The organism is Amycolatopsis sp. NPDC005961, from assembly GCF_040629235.1.
Lineage (GTDB): Bacteria > Actinomycetota > Actinomycetes > Mycobacteriales > Pseudonocardiaceae > Amycolatopsis > Amycolatopsis camponoti.
In genome coordinates this window covers 122,892-140,838 of record NZ_JBEXVF010000013.1, presented here as the reverse complement: position 1 = coordinate 140,838, position 17,947 = coordinate 122,892, and the positions used below count along the sequence as shown (strand labels likewise).

Sequence of the window (17,947 nt, the reverse complement as noted above, 5' to 3'; positions counted from 1 at the left end):
TTTTCCGGCGGCCGAATCTTGGCGGAAACCACACGGTTCACGCATAGAATTCGGTGGGTCTCGGGAGGAGCACCCATGGCGATCGACCCGTCCACCACCGCGTCCCCGATCCCGGCCGGAATCCCGTGCTGGATCGAGCTGGCCTGCCGCGAACAGGCCGTGGCGGAAAGATTCTACGGTGCCCTCTTCGGATGGACCTACGCCACTCAGCGCGACCCGGCGACGTCCGACGGGCGGTACGCCATCGCGACGCTCGGCGCCGTCCCGGTGGGCGGTCTCTACCGCGCCGCCCAGGGCGCGCCGCTGGGCTGGATGCCGCACCTGTCCGTACCGCACACCGCGAGCGCGGCCGAATGGGTCGAGCACCTCGGGGGCCGGCTGACGCTCGGGCCGATGCCGATCCCCGAGCGCGGCACCATCCTGCACGCCTACGACACGAGCGGCGCGCCGGTGGTGTTCTGGGAGGTGCCGCCGGACTGGGAGTTCGTCACCGGGATCCCCAACACCTTCAGCGGGGCGGACCTCAACACCCACGACGGCGTCGCGGCGGATCACTTCTACACCAAGCTCTTCACCTACGGGAGCCACCAGATCGGCGACGGCGAGTCGCTCGACTACGTCGAATGGCTCATCGAGCACGAGCCGGTGCTGTACCGGTACGTGATGGGCTCGGAGTACAGCCTCGACACCCCGCCGCACTGGCTCGTCTACTTCGACATCGACCCGGCCCGCGGTGTCGACGCCGTCGCCGGCGAAGCGCTGATGAACGGCGGCACCGTCGTGATCCAGCCCTACGACACGCCGTTCGGCCGGATGGCGATCCTCGCCGATCCGGAAGGCGCCGTCTTCGCGGTGATCGACCACTCACGCGTCTCCGAAGACTGGGGCCGCGCGGAGGTCGACGACCCCTACGACGACTGACGCTCGACCAGCGCGAGTCCCGCGACGAGCGCGAACCCGCCCGCCACCAGCCACATCCCGGTGGCGGGCAGCAGCGCGCCGACGAGCGCGACCCCGATCGCTCCCCCGGTCTGCCGCGACGCGTTGAGCACGCCCGCGGCCAGCCCGGCCTGGCCCGGCAAGGAGTTCATCGCCAGCGACGTCATCGCGGGCATGGCCAGCGAGCAGCAGCCGTACACCGCCGAGACCACGACGAACAGCACGAGTGCGCGGTCCGCCGGCAGCAGCGCGAAGCCGGCCGAGCCCACGAGCCCGGCCAGCGCGCCCGCGATCATCGGGACGCGCGGGCCGGACCGCCCGGTCAGCCGGCCGCTGAAGAACGCGTTGAGCGCGACCACCACCGTCAGCGGCACCAGGGTCAGCCCGGCCGCGAGCGCGCCGAGCGACCAGGCACGCTGAAGGTACAGCGCGAGGCAGAAGAGCGTGCCGTAGAGGCAGAAGTTGAACAGGCCGCCGATCGCCGTCGCCACCGCGAAGTTCCGGATCTTCAGGATCCCGAGCGGGAGCACGGGTTCCCCGACGCGCCGCTCGACCGCCACGAACACCACGCCGGCCACCACTCCCGCGGCGAGCAGCGCGATCGTCGTCGGCGCGAGCCGGCCGGCGTGCCCGGATTCGATGAACCCGGCGACGAGCCCCGCGAGCGACGCCGTGCCCGTCAGCTGCCCGGCCAGGTCCAGACGGGTCGTCTCGTGCCGGGGCGGCTCGGCGACCGCGCGCCGCGTCAGGACGATCGCGACGATGCCGACCGGGACGTTGACCGCGAAGACGAGCCGCCAGTCGGCGAGGCCGACCGCGAGCCCGCCGAGCACCGGCCCGGCGGCGAGCCCGACGCCGCTCATGCCGCCCCACACGCCGAGGGCGCGGGCGCGCTCCCGCGGGTCCGGGAACTGGTGGACGATCAGCGCGAGCGACGACGGCAGCAGTGCGGCGGCGCCCGCGCCCTGCACCGCCCGGGCGGCGATCAGCCAGGCGGCGTCACCGGCGAGTGCGCAGGCGACACTCGCGACGACGAACAAGGCGACGCCCACTTCGAAGACGCGACGCGAGCCCCACCGGTCACCGGCGGCGCCCCAGGTGAGCAGGAACGCGGCGAGCGTGACGGTGTAGGCGTCGACGATCCACTGCAGCGCCGCCGTCGACGGTTCGCCGAGGTCGGCGCCGATCGCGGGCAGGGCGAGGTTCACGATGGTCGCGTCGAGCGTGATCATCACGAAGCCCAGGCAGACGGCGGCGAGCGCGAGCCGGGCGCGGGATTCGGTGAGCATGCCCCCAGTCAAACCCGGGGAAGCTTCGGTGGTCCACGACGCGTCGTCTAGGTCTGTTAGGCGGAGCCTCGCACCGCAGGTCAGCCGAGCGGCACGAACGCCGAAAGCAGCAGCCAGGACACCACGGCCGACGGCAGCAGCGAGTCGAGGCGGTCCATGATCCCGCCGTGCCCGGGCAGCAGCGTGCCCATGTCCTTGACGCCGAGGTCGCGCTTGATCAGCGACTCGACGAGGTCGCCCAGGGTCGCCGTCAACACGATCGCGACACCGAAGATCACGCCCTGCCAGACGTGGCCGTCCAGCAGCAGGCTGAGGGTCAGCGCCCCGGCCACGACGCCGCCGACGACCGAACCCGCGAAGCCTTCCCAGGTCTTCTTCGGGCTGATGGCGGGCGCCATCGGGTGCTTGCCGCCGAGCACGCCGGCGATGTAGCCGCCGGTGTCCGACGCGACGACGCCGATCAGGAACGTGAGAACGCGCCCGACGCCGTCCGACGGCGGCACGAGCATCGCCGCGAAGGCGCCGAAGAGCGGCAGGTAGGCGGCGGCGAACACCGACGCGCTGATGTCGCGCAGGTAGCCCTTCGCGCCGCCGGGCAGGCGCCACAGCAGGCAGGCGAGCACGGTGAGGACGAACGCGGTGAGCGCGCCTTCGCGGCCGAACGGCCAGGCCAGCCAGATCATCGCCTGCCCGCCGACGAGCACCGGGATCATGGCGACCCGGGTGTCGGCGACCCGGCGCAGCACCCCGGCGAACTCGAAGGTGCCGACGGCGATCGCGACCGCGATGATCCCGATGAACAGGAAGCGCACGGTGAGCAGGGAAACGATGATCGCGGCCCCGAGCAGCAGGGCGACGCCGATGGCCGCGGGCAGGTTCCGGCCGGCCTTGGAGGCCTTCTTGGCCTCGGGCGCCACCGCCGGTCCGGCCGTGGCGCTCCCGGCGGCGGACAACCGGTCCGCTTCGCCGGTTCCCAGCACGGCACCTTCCGGCACGGCATTGCCCGGCACTGTACTTCCCGGCGATGGGGCCGCCACTGGCGTTTCCGCCGCATCGCCGGATATCGCCGGGTTTCCGGCGCCGGAGGTGCCGGAAACCGCGGGAGTCGCCGCACCCGAAGCCGCCGAGCTGCCGCTTCCGGAAGTGCCCGGCACCGCGGGAGTCTCGGCCGAACCCGAGCCCGAACCCGAGGTCGCCGGAACGTCCGGAGTGCGGCCCTCCCCGGTGGTACCCGGGAACTCCGGCGTCGCCGGAGTGCCGGCGTCCGCCGTGCCCGGCGTCCCGGGAGCGGCCGCCGGCTGGTCTCCGGTGGCTTCCACCCGGTCCTCGCGTTCCTCGCTCACCTGTGCCATCAGACCTCGAGCAGCTCGGCTTCCTTGTGCTTGACCAGCTCGTCGACCTTGTGCGAGTAGGTGTCGGTGAGGTTCTGCAGTTCCTTCTCCGCGCGCACGACCTCGTCCTCGCCCGCTTCGCCGTCCTTGCCGATGCGGTCGAGCTCTTCCTTGGCCTTGCGGCGGATGCTGCGGATGGTCACCCGCGCGTCCTCGCCCTTGCTCTTCGCGACCTTGACCATCTCCTTGCGCCGCTCTTCGGTGAGCTGCGGGATGACGATCCGGATCACGTTGCCGTCGTTGCTCGGGTTGACCCCGAGGTCGGACTCGCGGATCGCCTTCTCGATGGCGTTCAGCTGGGTCTGGTCGTAGGGCTTGATCAGCGCCATCCGCGCCTCGGGCACGTTGACGCTGGCCAGCTGGTTCAGCGGGGTCGGCGCGCCGTAGTAGTCGACCACGATGCGCGAGAACATCGACGAAGTGGCCCGGCCGGTACGCACCGACGTCAGGTCGTCCTTCGCGACGGACACCGCTTTTTCCATCTTCTCCTCGGCGTCGAGGAGGGTCTCGTCGATCACGGCTACTCCCGGTGTTGTGATGGTGTGGCGCTTGCTGATCCCAGCAGGTCTAGGCCGGCACCCCGTCGGCGGGGGTGCTGACCAACGTGCCGATTCTTTCACCACTCACCGCGCGGGCGATGTTCCCCTCGGTGAGCAGGTTGAACACGATGATCGGCATGTTGTTGTCCATGCAGAGGCTGAACGCCGTCGCGTCGGCGACCTTGAGGTCCCGCTCCAGCACCTCGCGGTGGGTGATCTCGCGGAACATCTCGGCGGTCGGGTCGGCCTTCGGGTCCGCGGTGTAGACGCCGTCGACGGCCTTCGCCATCAGCACGGCTTCGCAGCCCAGCTCGAGCGCCCGCTGCGCGGCCGCGGTGTCGGTGGAGAAGTACGGCATGCCGACCCCGGCGCCGAAGATCACGACGCGCCCCTTCTCCAGGTGCCGCTCGGCGCGGCGCGGGATGTAGGGCTCGGCGACCTGGCCCATCGTGATGGCGGTCTGCACGCGGGTGGGCAGGCCCTCCTTCTCCAGGAAGTCCTGCAGCGCCAGGCAGTTCATCACGGTGCCCAGCATCGCCATGTAGTCGGCGCGGTCGCGGTCCATGCCGCGCTGCGAGAGCTCCGCGCCCCGGAAGTAGTTGCCGCCGCCGATCACGACCGCGACCTGGACGCCGGTGCGGGCGACGTCGGCGATCTGCTGCGCGACCGAGTGGACGACATCCGGATCGACGCCGATCGAACCACCGCCGAACATCTCGCCGCCCAGCTTCAGCAGCACCCGCCGGTAGCCACCTTCGACCCGGTCACCCATCTATGTCGCCTCCTAGGTCCTTGGACCCTCAAGAATCTTCTTCTGGACCTGACAGTGCCCCGTCCCCGATGGACGGAGACGGGGCACTGGGGGTGAAACCTATACCCGGACCTGGCCTCAGGCCTGGCCGACCTCGAAGCGCGCGAACTTCGTGATCGTCACGCCGGCCGCGTCGAGCAGGGCCTTGACGGTCTTCTTGTTGTCCTTGACCGACGGCTGCTCGAGCAGGACGTTGTCCTTGTAGTAAGCGTTGACCTTGCCCTCGATGATCTTCGAGAGGGCCTGCTCCGGCTTGCCCTCTTCACGAGCGGTCTTCTCCGCGATGGAGCGCTCGTTCTCGACGATCTCGGCGGGCACCTCGTCGCGGGTCAGGTACTTCGCGCGCAGCGCGGCGACCTGCATGGCGGCGGCGCGGGCGGCCTCGGTGTCGTCACCGGTGAACTCGATGAGCACACCGACGGCCGGCGGCAGGTCCGAGCCGCGGCGGTGCAGGTAGTTCGTGGTCTGGCCCTCGAAGGACACGACCCGGCGCAGCTCGAGCTTCTCGCCGATGCGGGCGGACAGCTCCTGCACGACCTCGTTGACGGTCTTGCCGTCCAGCTCGGCGCCCTTGAGGGCGTCCACGTCGCTGGTCTTGACGGTCTTCGCGACCTCGACGATCTTCGCGGCGAGCGCCTGGAAGTCGGCGTTCTTGGCGACGAAGTCGGTCTCGGAGTCGAGCTCGATCAGGACGCCGCCGTCGCCGGCGACCAGGCCCTCGGCCGTGGCGCGCTCGGCGCGCTTGCCGACGTCCTTGGCGCCCTTGATGCGGAGGAACTCGACGGCCTTGTCGAAGTCGCCGTCGTTCTCCTCCATCGCCTTCTTGCAGTCCATGAAGCCGGCGCCGGTCATCTCGCGCAGGCGCTTCACGTCAGCGGCGGTGTAGTTCGCCATTCTGCTAAATCCGTCCTTTTCAGGTACGTGAAATCTTTGGGGGGTGCTACACCCGTGCGGCCGGGCCGGGAACCGGGCCGGCCGCACGGGCAGCGGTGCATCAGGAGGAGGCGGTCGCCTGCTCGGCGGGGGCCTCGGCCGGCGTCTCGACCGGAGCGTCGACGGCCGCGGCGGCCTCGGTCGCGTCGGCGGCGGCGGTCTCGGAGCCGGCGAGCAGCTCCTTCTCCCACTCGGCCAGCGGCTCGTCGGTGGCGACGCCCGGCTCCGGCTTGGAGTCGGCCGACGCACCGTTGCGGCTGGAGCGCTGCATGAGACCGGCGGCCGCGGCCTCGGCGACGACCTTGGTCAGCAGCGCGGCCGACCGGATGGCGTCGTCGTTGCCCGGGATCGGGTAGTCGACCTCGTCCGGGTCGCAGTTGGTGTCCAGGATCGCGACGACCGGGATGTTCAGCTTGCGAGCCTCGCCGACGGCGATGTGCTCCTTCTTCGTGTCGACGATCCACACGATGCTCGGCACCTTGGCCATGTCGCGGATACCGCCGAGGGTCTTCTCGAGCTTGTCCTTCTCGCGGGTCAGCGTCAGGATCTCGCGCTTGGTGAGACCTTCGAAGCCGCCGGTCTGCTCACGCGACTCGAGCTCCTTGAGGCGCAGGAGACGCTTGTGCACGGTCTGGAAGTTGGTCAGCATGCCGCCGAGCCAGCGCTGGTTGACGTAGGGCATGCCCACGCGCGAGGCTTCGGCCGCGATGGCTTCCTGAGCCTGCTTCTTGGTGCCGACGAACATGATCGTGCCACCGTGCGCGACGGTTTCCTTGATGAACTCGAAGGCACGGTCGATGTAGGTCAGCGTCTGCTGCAGGTCGATGATGTAGATGCCGTTGCGCTCGGTGAAGATGTAGCGCTTCATCTTCGGGTTCCACCGACGGGTCTGGTGCCCGAAGTGCACGCCGCTGTCGAGCAGCTGCTTCATGGTGACGACGGCCATTGCCGGAATCAACCTCTTCTGTGTCGTGCGCGCTCGCGGCGGTTCGCCGGTCACGCGCTACTCGGTTTTGTCGCTCGCGGCCGGGTGGCCGCTCGCCCTGGTGCCCGCGGCGGTGTCCGGACCCCGAGGAGTGAGGAACCCCAGGGACCGCCGGACGCCGTGCGACTCGCCCGGCCAGGTGGTGCGAAAGCCGGGGGATCGCGCACGTGCACGCGAAGTCAGCCCGCTCACGCGGACCGCGGAAAAGATTCTACCCCCTGCCACCAGCCCCTCCCCCACCGGCGGCCGCGGACGGACGCAGTTGTCCACATCGGGTCCGGTTGTCCACAGATTCCGCTGCGGGTCCCCACGGCAGCCGACGGTGCCGCAGGCTGGAGAGATGGAGTTGATCAATGCTTTCCGGCGGTGGGTCATGGGGCGTGGTTTGGTCGTGATCACCCTGGTCACGGCCGGTTTTGTCGGAGTGGGTGGAGCTTGTGCTTGGGCTTCGGCGCCAGGTGGCGGGTCGGTCGCAACGGCCGTGGCAGTCAGGCTGCCGCCGACCGAAGCGCGGGCCGTCGCACCCATGGCGATCCCGGTCAGGCCGGGCACCTCGGCCGACCGCTGGATCCCGGCAGCCGATCCGCGAGCCGTGCCGCAGGCGCGGCTGTCCTGGCCACTTTCACCCGTTCCAGTGGTCATGAAGTACTTCGACGCCCCGGAAACGCCCTACGGTCCCGGCCACCGCGGCGTCGACCTGGCCGCCGCGCCCGGCCAGGACGTGCTGGCCGCCGATGCCGGTGTCGTCGTCTTCGCCGGGCTTGTGGCCGGGCGCCCCGTGATCTCCGTCGACCACGACGGCGGCCTGCGCACCACCTACGAGCCCGTCGAGCCGAAGGTGGCCGTCGGCGACCAGGTCTACCGGGGGCAGGTGCTCGGGTCCGTCCTCGCCGGGCACCCCGGCTGCACGATCGCCGCCTGCCTGCACTGGGGCGTGCGCCGGGGCGACGAGTACGTCGATCCCCTCGCCCTGACCGGTGAGGTGGGCGAGTTCCGGCTCAAGCCGTGGGGAGGTGGTCCTTGATCAGGAGCCGGTCTGCTCGACCAGCTTGGCGCGCAGCCGCATGACCGCCCGCGTGTGCAGCTGGCTGACCCGCGACTCGGTGACGCCGAGGACCTTGCCGATCTCGGCGAGCGTCAGGCTCTCGAAGTAGTAGAGGCTGACCACGATCTTGTCGCGCTCGGTCAGCTGCGCGATGGCCTGCGCGAGCTGACGGCGGTTGTCCTGGTCGACGAGCACCGCGACCGGGTCGACGGCGTCGTCGTCGGGCAGCGTGTCGACCAGCGAGCCGCTGTCCTTGCCCGCGGCCACCAGGTCCTCCAGCGCGACGACGCTGGTCAGCTGCAGCTGGCCGTAGAAGTCGCGCAGGTCGTCGAGGCCGATGCCCAGCTCGGCGGCGAGTTCGGCGTCGGTCGGGGTGCGGTTCAGACGGGCGCCCAGCCGCTCCATCGCACGCTCGGCCTCCTTGGCCTTGCTGCGGACCGCGCGCGGCACCCAGTCCTGCGAACGGAGGTCGTCGAGGATCGCGCCGCGGATGCGCTGCATCGCGTACGTCTCGAAGCGCAGGCCGCGCTCGGGGTCGAACTTCTCGATCGCGTCGACGAGCCCGAAGATGCCGGACTGCACGAGGTCACCCACGTCCACGTGGGTCGGCAGACCGGTGCCGACCCGGCCCGCGACGTACTTGACCAGCGGGGCGTAGTGCAGCACGAGCCGATCGCGCGACGCCTGGTCGGGGCTGTCGGCGAACTGCCGCCACAGCGCCGCGATCCCGGCGTCGACGTCGTTGCCGGCCCGTGCTTCCGCGGACACGGCGGCGTCACCGTGAGTGGTCACTCCGGTGGCGTCGGTCACGTGCGGTCCTGCGGTCATTGCACAGTCGTTCTCGGCATGCGGCTCAGTGTCGTCTCCGTGCTCGTGCGGATGCGCGTGCGCCGCCGGACCCGCTGGCGACGACCCCGGCGAGACTCCCCGGGCCGCCTCAGGCCCTGGGGTGCGCTCGGTCATGGATCGCTTTCAACCGGTCGACGGTCACATGAGTGTAGAGCTGCGTCGTGGCAAGCGTAGCGTGACCAAGCAGTTCCTGAACGCTCCTGAGATCGGCACCCCCCTCCAGCAGATGCGTCGCCGCCGAATGCCGCAGGCCATGGGGCCCCATGTCGGCCGCTCCGGGCACCGCCGTGACGGCGTCATGAACGACACGCCGTACCGCGCGCGGGTCGACGCGTTTCCCTCGGACACCGAGGAAAAGCGCGGGCTCGACGCCGTCACCGGCGGATTCCGCGACGATCTTCGGCCGCCCACCGGTGATCCAGTCGTCCAGCGCTTCCGCCGCCGGAACGCCGAACGGCACCACGCGTTCCTTGCCGCCCTTGCCGAGCACCGTCACGACACGACGGGAGAAATCGGCCTCGCCGACGTCCAACCCGCACAACTCGGACACGCGGATGCCGGTGGCGTAGAGCAGCTCGACCATCGCGCGATCACGCAGTGCGACAGGATCGCGCTGGGCCGCGCCGGCCGCCGACGCCTGCATGACCTCCCCCGCCTGCGCCGCCCGCAGCACCCCGGGCAGGGTGCGGTGCGCCCGCGGGGCGGCGAGCCGCCCGCCCGGGTCGGTCGCGAGGACGCCAGTGCGGTGCGCCCAGGCGGTGAACGTCCGCGCCGAGGCGGCGCGCCGCGCGAGCGTCGTCCGGCTCGCCCCACCGGACTGCTGGGCGGCGAGCCACGCCCGCAACCGGGCGAGGTCCAGCTCCGCGAGCCCGCCACCGCCGTCCACGACGAACCCCAGCAGCGCCACCGCATCGCCGACGTACGCCCGGACGGTGTGCGCGGACAGCCCCCGCTCCAGCCCGAGGTGCCGTTCGTAGCCGGTGACGACGTCCTGGACCGGCGCGGGCAACGCGGCCCGGAGCGCGCGCAGGTCCGGGCGGCGCTCCCGGCCGGAGCGTGATGGCGGCGGCATGGCTGTCACGCTGCGCGAACAACCGCCATCGGTCAAGGATCGCCACGCGGGCCCACCGGACCGGCCGAACACTTTCGACGATTTCGCCCGGATTTCGTGGTGTTCACGCGCTTTCCCTCCGTCGTCGCCACCCCGCTTCCCCGCGGACGGCGAATCCGTCGATCTCCAGCGCGGGCAGCAGGGCCCGCACTTTCCGCAGCGGAAGCCCGGATTCGGCCGCGATTTCGGTGTCCGACCGGTCGGAACGTGCGGTCAGCGCCTCAAACGCCCGCAACGCCTCGGGTCCCAGCCGGTCCGTCGGGCGTTTCGGCCGCGCGGCCTGGTCTTCGGCGATGCCGAAGCGGCCCACGGTCTCGAGGACCTCGTCGACCGTCGAGACAAGTGTCGCCCGGGCGTCGCGGATCAGTTCGTGGCAGCCGACGGACATCCCGGACGAGACGGGCCCCGGCACCGCCATCACCACCTTGCCGAGGGCGCCGGCGGTGCCGGCGGTGTTGCGGGCCCCGCTGCGGCGCCCGGCCTCGACGACCAGCGTCCCCTCGGTGAGGGCGGCGATGAGCCGGTTGCGGACGAGGAAGCGGTGCCGGGCCGGCGGGGTGCCGGGCGGGTATTCGCTGACGACCGCACCGCCGTTGCGGACGATCCGGTTCAGCAGCCCGACGTGCCCCGCCGGATAGCCCGCGTCGACGGCGCAGCCGAGCACCGCGACGGTGACCCCTCCGGCGGCGAGCGCACCTCGGTGAGCGGCGCCGTCGATTCCGTAGGCCGCACCCGAGAACACGGGGACGCCCCGGGTGGCGAGACCGTAGGACAGCTCGGCGGCGTGGTGTTCGCCGTACTCGGTGGCCGCCCGCGCCCCGACGACAGCGACGGCGCGATCGGCGGCGGTGCCGAGCGCGACCTCACCGGAGACCCAGAGCGCCAGCGGAGGCACGGCTTCGGTCACTCCGCGCCGGGCCGCGAGTTCGAGGGCGAGCAGCGGCCAGGCGGGCCACTCGTCGTCTTCGGGAACGACCAGCCGGGCCCCGGCCGCGGCGGCCCGCGCGAAGTCTTGGCCGACGAGGTCGTACTCGCGGCGGGCTTCGGTCGCCTTGAGCACATCCGGCGGACAGTCGCCGCGACGGACCCGGGCGGCGGCGTCGATCGGACCGTGCCGGGCCACGAAGGCGACCAGCGCGGGGGCCGGGGGTTCGGCCACCCGCAGGAGGTAGGCGCGGGCTCGGCGCAACTCGTCGACTGCCGCGGTTGCGGTAGGGAGCGACTTGGGCTGCCCGTCCGGGCTCTTACCGCCACTTGCCTCAAGGCGCGACTCGTCGGGATTCGCGCCGATACGCGCGGCGTGGCGCGGCTGGTCGGCACTCGTGCCGCCGCCTACGGCAGCTCGTGACTCGTCGGAACTCGTGCTGCCGCAAGCAGCATGGCGTGACTCGTCCGGGCTCATTTCCCCACCTGCGGCAGGGCGTTGCTCGCAGGGATTCAGGCCACCACACGCAGCACTACGCGACTCGTCGGAAGCCGTGCCGCCTCTCGCGGCGGGGCGCGGCCGGTCGGGACTCCTGCCGCCACCTGCGGCAGGGTGTGACTCCTCTGGGCGCGCGCCCACGGCTGCAGCAGTGCGGAAATCCCCAAGGCTCATGTCGCAAACCGCGGAGCACGGCTCCGCCGGGAACGTGTCGCCGCCCGAAGTCGGGGTTGGTTCGTCGGGACTCGTACCGCCACCTGCGGCACGGCCCGACTCCACCGGGCTGGTGCCACCCGAAGCGGGGTATGGCTCGTCCAGACTCGTACCGCCACCTGCGCCACGGCACGACTCCGCCAGGCTCATGCCACCGGCTGCAGCAGGGTGCGCTCCAAAGAGGCTCATTTCCACGCCTGCGGCGAGGTGCGGCTCGTCGGGGTTCATGCCACCACCCGCTCGCGGAAGGCCAGGGCCGAGCCGACCTGGTCTGGGCCTGGGCGTGGCTCTCCGTCCAGGTCGGCCAGGGTCCAGGCGATGCGCAAGCAGCGGTCTGCTCCGCGGCCGCTCAGGGCTCCGCGGTCCATTGCCCGGTCCAGTGGCTGCGTCGCTGCCGGTGAGAGCGTGAACTCGCGCCGCAGAGCTGGGCCGGGGACCTCCGAGTTCGACCGCCAGCCGTGGGCCTGCCAGCGGTGGGCTGCCCGGTCGCGGGCCTGCAAGACCCGGGTGCGAACCGTCTCCGACGACTCCGTCGCTCCCGTGTCGTGAGCGTTGATCGCGCTCAGGGGCCTCAGGCGGACGCGGAGGTCGACGCGGTCGAGCAGCGGGCCGGACAGGCGGCCGAGGTAGCGGCGGCGGGCCGCCGGGGAGCACACGCAGTCGACTTCCTTCGGGGGCGCGCACGCGCACGGGTTCGTCGCCAGGATCAGCTGGAACCGCGCCGGGTACGTGATCGAGCCCTTCACCCGCGCGATGCGGACCTCGCCCTCCTCCAGGACCGTGCGCAGCGACTCCAGGCGCTGGCCGCCGAACTCGCAGACCTCGTCCAAGAACAAGACCCCACGGTGGGCACGGCTGATCGCCCCCGGGGTGGCCAGGCCGCTGCCGCCGCCGATCAGTGCCGCCACCGTGATCGAGTGGTGCGGGGCCACGAACGGCGGCACCGTGACCAAGGGCGACGACCTCGACAGCGACCCGTCGACCGAATGCACCGCCGTCACCTCCAAGGATTCTTCGTGGGACAGCGGCGGCAGGAGACCGGGCAACCGCCGCGCCAGCATCGTCTTGCCGACGCCCGGTGGGCCCGTGAGCAGGAGGTGGTGCCCGCCTGCGGCCGCGACCTCCAGCGCCCAGCGCGCCTCCGGCTGGCCGACGACGTCGGCGAGGTCCGGTACCGCCGGCGGTACGGGCTGTACCGGGGGCTCCGGCGCCACGAGGTCGGCCTCCCTCTTCAGCCACGCCACCAGATCGCGCAGGTGGGCCGCGCCCGCCACGTCGATGCCGTCCACCAGCCCCGCCTCGACCAGCGAGTCCGCCGGGACGACGGCTCGTTCGTAGCCGGCCGCGCGGGCCGCCAGGAGACCCGGGAGGACGCCGCGGACCGGACGGACGCGGCCGTCGAGAGCCAGCTCGCCCAGCAGCACCGTGCCGAGCAGCCGCGTCGCCGGGACCGAGCCCGTCGCCGCGAGCACCGCGGCCGCGATGCCGAGGTCGTACGCCGAGCCGACCTTCGGGAGGTTCGCCGGGGACAGGCCAAGCGTCACCTTGCCGTCCGGCCAGGGCTGGCCGGAGTTGCGGACGGCCGAGCGGACGCGGTCCTTGGCCTCGCGCAGCCCGGCGTCGGGGAGACCGACGAGGGTGACGCGGCTCAGGCCGCCACCGAGGTCGGCCTCGATCTCGATGACGCGGCCGTCGATGCCCAGCAAGGCAACGGACCAGGCTTTGGCGATGGGCATCAGAACGCCGCCTCGATGTGCTGGACGCGGGCGCGCGTGCCCGGCTCGGCGAGGATCGTCACCACGTCGTAGCGGACCGGGCACCAGCCGATCCGGAACTCGCGCAGCCAGCGTTGGGCCGCTCGGCGTACGCGGCCGGCCTTCTCCTCCGAGACCGTCTCCGACGGCAGGCCGAACTCGGTGCCGGTGCGGGTCTTGACCTCGCAGAACACGACGCGGGTGCGGTCGGTGAGGATGAGGTCGATCTCGCCTTCGCGGCAGCGCCAGTTGCGGCCGAGCAGGACCAGGCCGCGGTCCTGCAGGTGCCGGGAAGCGAGGTCCTCACCCCACGCGCCCAGGTCGCGGCGGTGTCTTGCGAGCTGGTCGGTGCCCGTCATCGTGGTCGCCCCCTCGTCGGCACGCCCGGTCACCGAGGAGGTCTCGGCGATCACGGTGCGTGTGCGTTCGACGATGCCAGGGAGCGGGGCGGCGAAACCAGAGCAGGATCGCCGGACTGTGGACAACCGGGGGTATGTGGACAACCGGTCCACCGAACGCGCCGGAACGGCCCGAACCGTCGGACTGCTGTGCTAAGGGGGCAACTCACGTGACCGGAGGGTCGACACGCCAAACGCACCGCGCCGGCTCGTCCAGGGACGAACCGGCGCGGGTGGAAGACCGGGCTCAGCCCGAGAACGGGCCGTCTTCGGGCAGCCGGAGGTCCGGCTTGTCGAGCTCCTCGACGTTGACGTCCTTGAACGTGATGACGCGGACGTGCTTGACGAAGCGGGCCGGGCGGTACATGTCCCAGACCCACGCGTCGGACATGCGGACCTCGAAGTACACCTCGCCGCCACCGTCGCGGACCTGGACGTCGACCGCGTTCGCCAGGTAGAACCGCCGCTCGGTCTCCACCACGTACGAGAACTGACCCACTATGTCGCGGTACTCGCGGTACAGCGAGAGCTCCATCTCGGTCTCGTACTTCTCGAGATCCTCTGCGCTCATGAAATCCGCGCCCCTCCTCGGGATCGTGCTGCTGCTCCGCCGGCGGAGCGTTCATTGTGACCCACACCCGCGGCCGGGGCATGCAGCGGCAGGCTGAGTTGTGGCTCGAGTGCCTCGTCGAGGACCGCGGCGAGCTCCGCGCCGGCCCCGCCCTCCATGGCCTTTTCCAGCGCCGCGTAGGTCAGCAGGACCGGTCGTGCGGGCCGCACGCCGTGCTTGACGGCCACCGTCGCGACGTTCGTGTACGACCAGCGGTGGACGTCGCTGGGGCCGTGCTCGCGCAGCGCCGCCAGGTGGTCGGACGTGCTGTAACCCTTGTGCACGTCGAAACCGTAGTGCGGCAGGTCGTCGTGGTAGCCCGCCATGATGCGGTCGCGCGTCACCTTCGCGAGCACCGACGCGGCCGCGATGCACGCCACCGAGCGGTCGCCCTTGATCACCGCCGCGTTCGGGGCCGTGAGGCCCGGGGCGCGGAAACCGTCGGTGAGGATGTAGCCCGGGGACACGCGCAACGCCGCCGCGGCGCGCCGCATGCCCTCCAGGTTCATCACCCGGATGCCGTAGAGGTCGACCTCGGCCGTCGGGATGACGATGACCGAATAGTCGACGGCCCGGGCGAGGACCAGGTCGTAGACCCGGTCACGCGCCTTGGCCGTCATCAGCTTGGAGTCCGTCAGCTCGGTGAGCTTCGCCGCGTCGCCCTGCTTGAGCACGCAGGCCGCGACCACCAGCGGCCCCGCGCACGCCCCGGCGCCGGCTTCGTCCACACCGGCGACCGGGCCGAGGCCACGGCGGTCGAGCGCGCCCTGCAGACCCCAGAAGAGGTCGCCGCGCACCACGGCCCGCGGCGGCCGGATCGGCTCGGCCGCGGTGAGGGGAACGGGAAGAGTCAAGGCTGGATCACCCGTCTGCCGGCACGGATCGGGGTGGCTAGCGTTTCCGCCCGGCCGCCCGGCGCAGTCCGGACTTGAGCTTGCGCCCGAGGAAGAGCGCCGGCCAGGCCGCCGCGATGCCGGCTCCGAGCGGGACGCCGCTCTGCCACGCCGGAGCGCCGAGCGCCGCCGGCTGGGCCGCTTCCTGCGGGTTGTGGTCGGTGATCCCGCCCCACCGGCCCGGCGGCAGGACGATGATCCGCGCCTTGCCGATGATGTTGTCCACGGGAACCGCGCCGTTCACGCCGCCGCCGCCCTGGAACCGGGAGTCGTCGGAGTTGTTGCGGTTGTCGCCCATGACCCAGACCGTCCCCGCGGGGACCTTGACCGGCTCGAAGGCGCGCTCGTTCTGGTTGGACGCGTCTTCCCAGTGGACGTACGGCTCGTCGAGCCCCTTGCCGTCCACCACGACGCGACCTTGCGTGTCGCAGCACTGGACGGTCTGGCCGCCGACCGCGATCACGCGCTTGACGAAGTCGCGCTCGTCCGGCGGGGCGAACCCCACCAGCGAGCCGAGACCGCGCAGGCCCTGGACGATGATGTTGCTCGACTCCTGCGGCGCGATCTCGTTGTTGACCCACGCCGGCGGACCCTTGAACACGATCACGTCACCCGGCGAGGGCTCGGTGAAGTCGTAGGTGACCCGATCGACGAGGATCCGGTCACCGGTGCAGCCAGGGCACCCGTGCAAGGTGGCCTCCATGGATCCCGAGGGGATCATGAAGACCTTGGCGAGGAACGTCTGGATCAAGATCGTGAGCACCAGGGCGATCACGAGCAGGATCGGCAGTTCCTTCCAGAACGACCGTTTCTTGGCGGGCTTGGCTCGCCGCCGTCGGGACCCCCCGCGCTCCTCGGAGCGGGACCGCCTCGGCTGGTCCTCCTCGGAGCGATCGGGGTCATCCTCAGGAGCGTTCTGGGACACGGGTTCGGCCACGTCGTCAGGCTACCGGTAACCGGGTTGTGACTCAGTTAGCCGAAGCCGTCTCGCGGTTCTCGCGGCGCTCCTTGATCTTGGCCTTCTTGCCGCGCAGGTCGCGCAGGTAGTACAGCTTCGCGCGCCGCACGTCACCGCGCTTGTGGACCTCGACCTCGGCCACGTTCGGCGAGTGCACCGGGAAGGTGCGCTCGACGCCGACGCCGAAGGAGACCTTGCGAACGGTGAAGGTCTCCCGGATGCCGCCGCCCTGACGGCGGATCACGACGCCCTGGAAGACCTGGTTGCGCTCACGGTTGCCCTCGATGACGCGGACGTGCACCTTGAGCGTGTCGCCCGGGCGGAAGGCCGGGATGTCGGAACGCAGTGACTGCTTGTCCAGCGCGTCCAGGGTGTTCATCGGTGGTCCGTCCTCGTCTTCGTATGGCTTGCGTACACGTCCCCGGGCGCGCAACGGTGCCGCTGCGGGCGACCCAGGGGGCTGCTGGCGGGCTCGTGGACGACGAGGTCCACTCACGCCAACCTGTCAAGTATTACAGACCGGGTTCCGGTGGAGTAACCGGCCCTACGGCTGCGCGGGGTCCAAGCCCTCCAGGACCCCGCGATCATGCTTGTCGAGACTACCTTCCGGCAGCCGCGCCAGGAGATCCGGGCGGCGCTGAGCGGTGCGTTCCAGGGCCTGGTCGCGCCGCCAGCGGTCGATCAGGGCGTGGTTCCCGGACCGCAGCACGTCGGGCACCGGCAGCTCCCGCCACACCTCGGGACGCGTGTAGCTGGGCCCTTCGAGCAGGCCGTCGGAGAACGAGTCTTCGGCCGCGGACCGCGAGTTCCCCAGAACACCGGGCAGCAGCCGGACGACGGCCTCGACCATGACGAGCACCGCCGCCTCGCCGCCGACCAGGACGTAGTCGCCGATCGACACCTCGTCGACCGGCATCCGCTTGGCGGCGTCGTCGACGACGCGCTGGTCGATGCCCTCGTACCGCCCGCAGGCGAAGACCAGGTGCTTTTCCGCGGCGTAGGCGTGGGCCAGCTCCTGGGTGAACGGCCGCCCGGCCGGCGTCGGCACGACCAGCCGGGTCTCCGGACGGCAGACGTCGTCCAGCGCCGGGCCCCAGATCTGCGGTTTCATCACCATGCCCGGGCCGCCGCCGTACGGCGCGTCGTCGACCGCGCGGTGCACGTCGTGGGTCCAGTCGCGCAGGTCGTGCACGCCGACCTCGATCAGGCCGCGGTCGATGGCCCGGCCCAGCAGCGCGGCGCGCAGCGGGTCGAGGTACTCGGGGAAGATCGTGACGACGTCGATGCGCATCTCAGGCGTCCAGGAGCCCTTCCGGCGGGTCGAGCACGACCCGGCCGCCCGCGATGTCGACGGTGGGGACGATCGCGTGGACGAACGGCACCAGGACCTCGCGGCCCTCGACGTCGAGCTGCAGCAGCTCGCCCGCGGGCGAGTGGACGACCTCGACGACCTTGCCGATCACCGTGCCGTCGAGCAGCTCGGCGCGGAGGCCGGCCAGCTCGTGGTCGTAGAACTCGTCGTCGTCGCCGGTCGGGGGCAGGGTGTCGGTGTCGGCGAGCAGAAGGGCGCCCCGCAGCGTCTCGGCGACGTCGCGGGTCGGGACCTCCTCGAAACGCACCAGCAGCCGCCCGCTGTGTTCGCGGGCGGCTGCGATGGTGAGTTCCCTTTTGCTGCCGTCACGCAGCTTGGTCGTCACGGCCGCACCGACCTGGAACCGCTCTTCCGGCGAGTCCGTGCGCACGTCCACCGCGAGTTCCCCGCGGATTCCGTGCGCCTTGGCGATGCGACCGACTACGACGTCCATG

19 protein-coding genes are annotated in these 17,947 nt (G+C 71.3%); 2 read left to right on the top strand and 17 right to left on the bottom strand.

All coding sequences use genetic code 11. The annotated features are described in order from the left end of the window. Window positions 1-75 precede the first annotated feature (75 nt). Window positions 76-921: a VOC family protein gene (locus ABZ342_RS15010; RefSeq protein ID WP_155545330.1), complete on the top strand. Its 846-nt coding sequence runs from the start codon at window positions 76-78 to the stop codon at window positions 919-921. On the opposite strand, the gene ABZ342_RS15005 is transcribed toward ABZ342_RS15010, so the two are convergent. The 6 genes from ABZ342_RS15005 to rpsB form a co-directional block, all read right to left on the bottom strand. After that, complete coding sequence (locus ABZ342_RS15005) at window positions 909-2,228, bottom strand: MFS transporter (protein ID WP_360473035.1); 1,320 nt, start codon at window positions 2,226-2,228, stop codon at window positions 909-911. The two genes, ABZ342_RS15010 and ABZ342_RS15005, sit on opposite strands and share 13 nt — an antisense overlap. Before the next feature lie 80 nt (window positions 2,229-2,308). Continuing rightward, entirely contained in the window at window positions 2,309-3,181 is an 873-nt protein-coding gene (locus ABZ342_RS15000; RefSeq protein ID WP_230862936.1) for a phosphatidate cytidylyltransferase, read from the bottom strand. A gap of 398 nt (window positions 3,182-3,579) precedes the next feature. Then, entirely contained in the window at window positions 3,580-4,137 is a 558-nt protein-coding gene (frr, locus tag ABZ342_RS14995) for a ribosome recycling factor (RefSeq protein ID WP_155545327.1), read from the bottom strand. 49 nt (window positions 4,138-4,186) lie between these two features. Continuing rightward, on the bottom strand, window positions 4,187-4,930 hold the full coding sequence (gene pyrH / locus ABZ342_RS14990) for a UMP kinase (protein ID WP_003065595.1): 744 nt from the start codon (window positions 4,928-4,930) through the stop codon (window positions 4,187-4,189). Between the two features lie 117 nt (window positions 4,931-5,047). Continuing rightward, window positions 5,048-5,863: a translation elongation factor Ts gene (tsf, locus tag ABZ342_RS14985; RefSeq protein WP_155545326.1), complete on the bottom strand. Its 816-nt coding sequence runs from the start codon at window positions 5,861-5,863 to the stop codon at window positions 5,048-5,050. 100 nt (window positions 5,864-5,963) lie between these two features. Then, window positions 5,964-6,848 carry a 30S ribosomal protein S2 gene (gene rpsB, locus ABZ342_RS14980; RefSeq protein ID WP_155545325.1) on the bottom strand — a complete coding sequence of 295 codons (885 nt, stop codon included), beginning with the start codon at window positions 6,846-6,848 and terminating at the stop codon, window positions 5,964-5,966. A gap of 565 nt (window positions 6,849-7,413) precedes the next feature. Here rpsB and ABZ342_RS14975 point away from each other — a divergent pair. Then, window positions 7,414-7,911, top strand: coding sequence for a M23 family metallopeptidase (locus tag ABZ342_RS14975; protein ID WP_360473166.1), 498 nt, complete (start codon window positions 7,414-7,416; stop codon window positions 7,909-7,911). Here the strand turns inward: ABZ342_RS14975 and ABZ342_RS14970 are convergent, their stop codons facing one another. The 11 genes from ABZ342_RS14970 to rimM form a co-directional block, all read right to left on the bottom strand. Then, entirely contained in the window at window positions 7,912-8,760 is an 849-nt protein-coding gene (locus tag ABZ342_RS14970; protein ID WP_155545323.1) for a FliA/WhiG family RNA polymerase sigma factor, read from the bottom strand. A gap of 109 nt (window positions 8,761-8,869) precedes the next feature. After that, complete coding sequence (locus ABZ342_RS14965) at window positions 8,870-9,853, bottom strand: tyrosine recombinase XerC (RefSeq protein WP_360473031.1); 984 nt, start codon at window positions 9,851-9,853, stop codon at window positions 8,870-8,872. A gap of 103 nt (window positions 9,854-9,956) precedes the next feature. Continuing rightward, complete coding sequence (gene dprA, locus ABZ342_RS14960) at window positions 9,957-11,051, bottom strand: DNA-processing protein DprA (protein WP_360473028.1); 1,095 nt, start codon at window positions 11,049-11,051, stop codon at window positions 9,957-9,959. Window positions 11,052-11,752: 701 nt separating this feature from the next. After that, entirely contained in the window at window positions 11,753-13,264 is a 1,512-nt protein-coding gene (locus ABZ342_RS14955) for a YifB family Mg chelatase-like AAA ATPase (RefSeq protein WP_360473025.1), read from the bottom strand. Beyond that, window positions 13,264-13,641: a YraN family protein gene (locus tag ABZ342_RS14950; RefSeq protein WP_155547292.1), complete on the bottom strand. Its 378-nt coding sequence runs from the start codon at window positions 13,639-13,641 to the stop codon at window positions 13,264-13,266. The genes ABZ342_RS14955 and ABZ342_RS14950 overlap by 1 nt, the downstream gene beginning before the upstream one ends. Window positions 13,642-13,927: 286 nt before the next feature. Then, window positions 13,928-14,251, bottom strand: coding sequence for a DUF2469 domain-containing protein (locus ABZ342_RS14945; protein WP_003096226.1), 324 nt, complete (start codon window positions 14,249-14,251; stop codon window positions 13,928-13,930). Next, the gene (locus ABZ342_RS14940) at window positions 14,248-15,090 is read right to left on the bottom strand and encodes a ribonuclease HII (protein ID WP_155547291.1); all 843 of its coding nucleotides are present in this window, start codon (window positions 15,088-15,090) and stop codon (window positions 14,248-14,250) included. The genes ABZ342_RS14945 and ABZ342_RS14940 overlap by 4 nt, the downstream gene beginning before the upstream one ends. A gap of 91 nt (window positions 15,091-15,181) precedes the next feature. Beyond that, a complete protein-coding gene (gene lepB / locus ABZ342_RS14935; protein ID WP_155545320.1) occupies window positions 15,182-16,120 on the bottom strand; it encodes a signal peptidase I in 939 nt (312 codons plus the stop codon). A gap of 31 nt (window positions 16,121-16,151) precedes the next feature. After that, window positions 16,152-16,520 (bottom strand): 50S ribosomal protein L19, encoded by a 369-nt coding sequence (gene rplS / locus ABZ342_RS14930; protein WP_155545319.1) that lies wholly within the window; start codon window positions 16,518-16,520, stop codon window positions 16,152-16,154. A 165-nt stretch (window positions 16,521-16,685) separates the two neighbouring features. Continuing rightward, a complete protein-coding gene (gene trmD, locus ABZ342_RS14925; RefSeq protein WP_360473021.1) occupies window positions 16,686-17,432 on the bottom strand; it encodes a tRNA (guanosine(37)-N1)-methyltransferase TrmD in 747 nt (248 codons plus the stop codon). 1 nt (window position 17,433) lies between these two features. After that, window positions 17,434-17,946 carry a ribosome maturation factor RimM gene (gene rimM, locus ABZ342_RS14920; protein ID WP_360473019.1) on the bottom strand — a complete coding sequence of 171 codons (513 nt, stop codon included), beginning with the start codon at window positions 17,944-17,946 and terminating at the stop codon, window positions 17,434-17,436. Window position 17,947: the final 1 nt, after the last annotated feature.

Excerpts from the sequence above, each read along its gene's own strand:
- ABZ342_RS15010 (WP_155545330.1), top strand. The coding sequence starts at position 76 with ATGGCGATCGACCCGTCCACCACCGCGTCCCCGATCCCGGCCGGAATC.
- ABZ342_RS15005 (WP_360473035.1), bottom strand. The coding sequence starts at position 2,228 with ATGCTCACCGAATCCCGCGCCCGGCTCGCGCTCGCCGCCGTCTGCCTG.
- pyrH (WP_003065595.1), bottom strand. The coding sequence starts at position 4,930 with ATGGGTGACCGGGTCGAAGGTGGCTACCGGCGGGTGCTGCTGAAGCTG.
- tsf (WP_155545326.1), bottom strand. The coding sequence starts at position 5,863 with ATGGCGAACTACACCGCCGCTGACGTGAAGCGCCTGCGCGAGATGACC.
- rpsB (WP_155545325.1), bottom strand. The coding sequence starts at position 6,848 with ATGGCCGTCGTCACCATGAAGCAGCTGCTCGACAGCGGCGTGCACTTC.
- ABZ342_RS14975 (WP_360473166.1), top strand. The coding sequence starts at position 7,414 with ATGGCGATCCCGGTCAGGCCGGGCACCTCGGCCGACCGCTGGATCCCG.
- ABZ342_RS14970 (WP_155545323.1), bottom strand. The coding sequence starts at position 8,760 with ATGACCGCAGGACCGCACGTGACCGACGCCACCGGAGTGACCACTCAC.
- ABZ342_RS14965 (WP_360473031.1), bottom strand. The coding sequence starts at position 9,853 with ATGCCGCCGCCATCACGCTCCGGCCGGGAGCGCCGCCCGGACCTGCGC.
- ABZ342_RS14955 (WP_360473025.1), bottom strand. The coding sequence starts at position 13,264 with ATGCCCATCGCCAAAGCCTGGTCCGTTGCCTTGCTGGGCATCGACGGC.
- ABZ342_RS14950 (WP_155547292.1), bottom strand. The coding sequence starts at position 13,641 with ATGACGGGCACCGACCAGCTCGCAAGACACCGCCGCGACCTGGGCGCG.
- ABZ342_RS14945 (WP_003096226.1), bottom strand. The coding sequence starts at position 14,251 with ATGAGCGCAGAGGATCTCGAGAAGTACGAGACCGAGATGGAGCTCTCG.
- rplS (WP_155545319.1), bottom strand. The coding sequence starts at position 16,520 with ATGAACACCCTGGACGCGCTGGACAAGCAGTCACTGCGTTCCGACATC.
- trmD (WP_360473021.1), bottom strand. The coding sequence starts at position 17,432 with ATGCGCATCGACGTCGTCACGATCTTCCCCGAGTACCTCGACCCGCTG.
- rimM (WP_360473019.1), bottom strand. The coding sequence starts at position 17,946 with ATGGACGTCGTAGTCGGTCGCATCGCCAAGGCGCACGGAATCCGCGGG.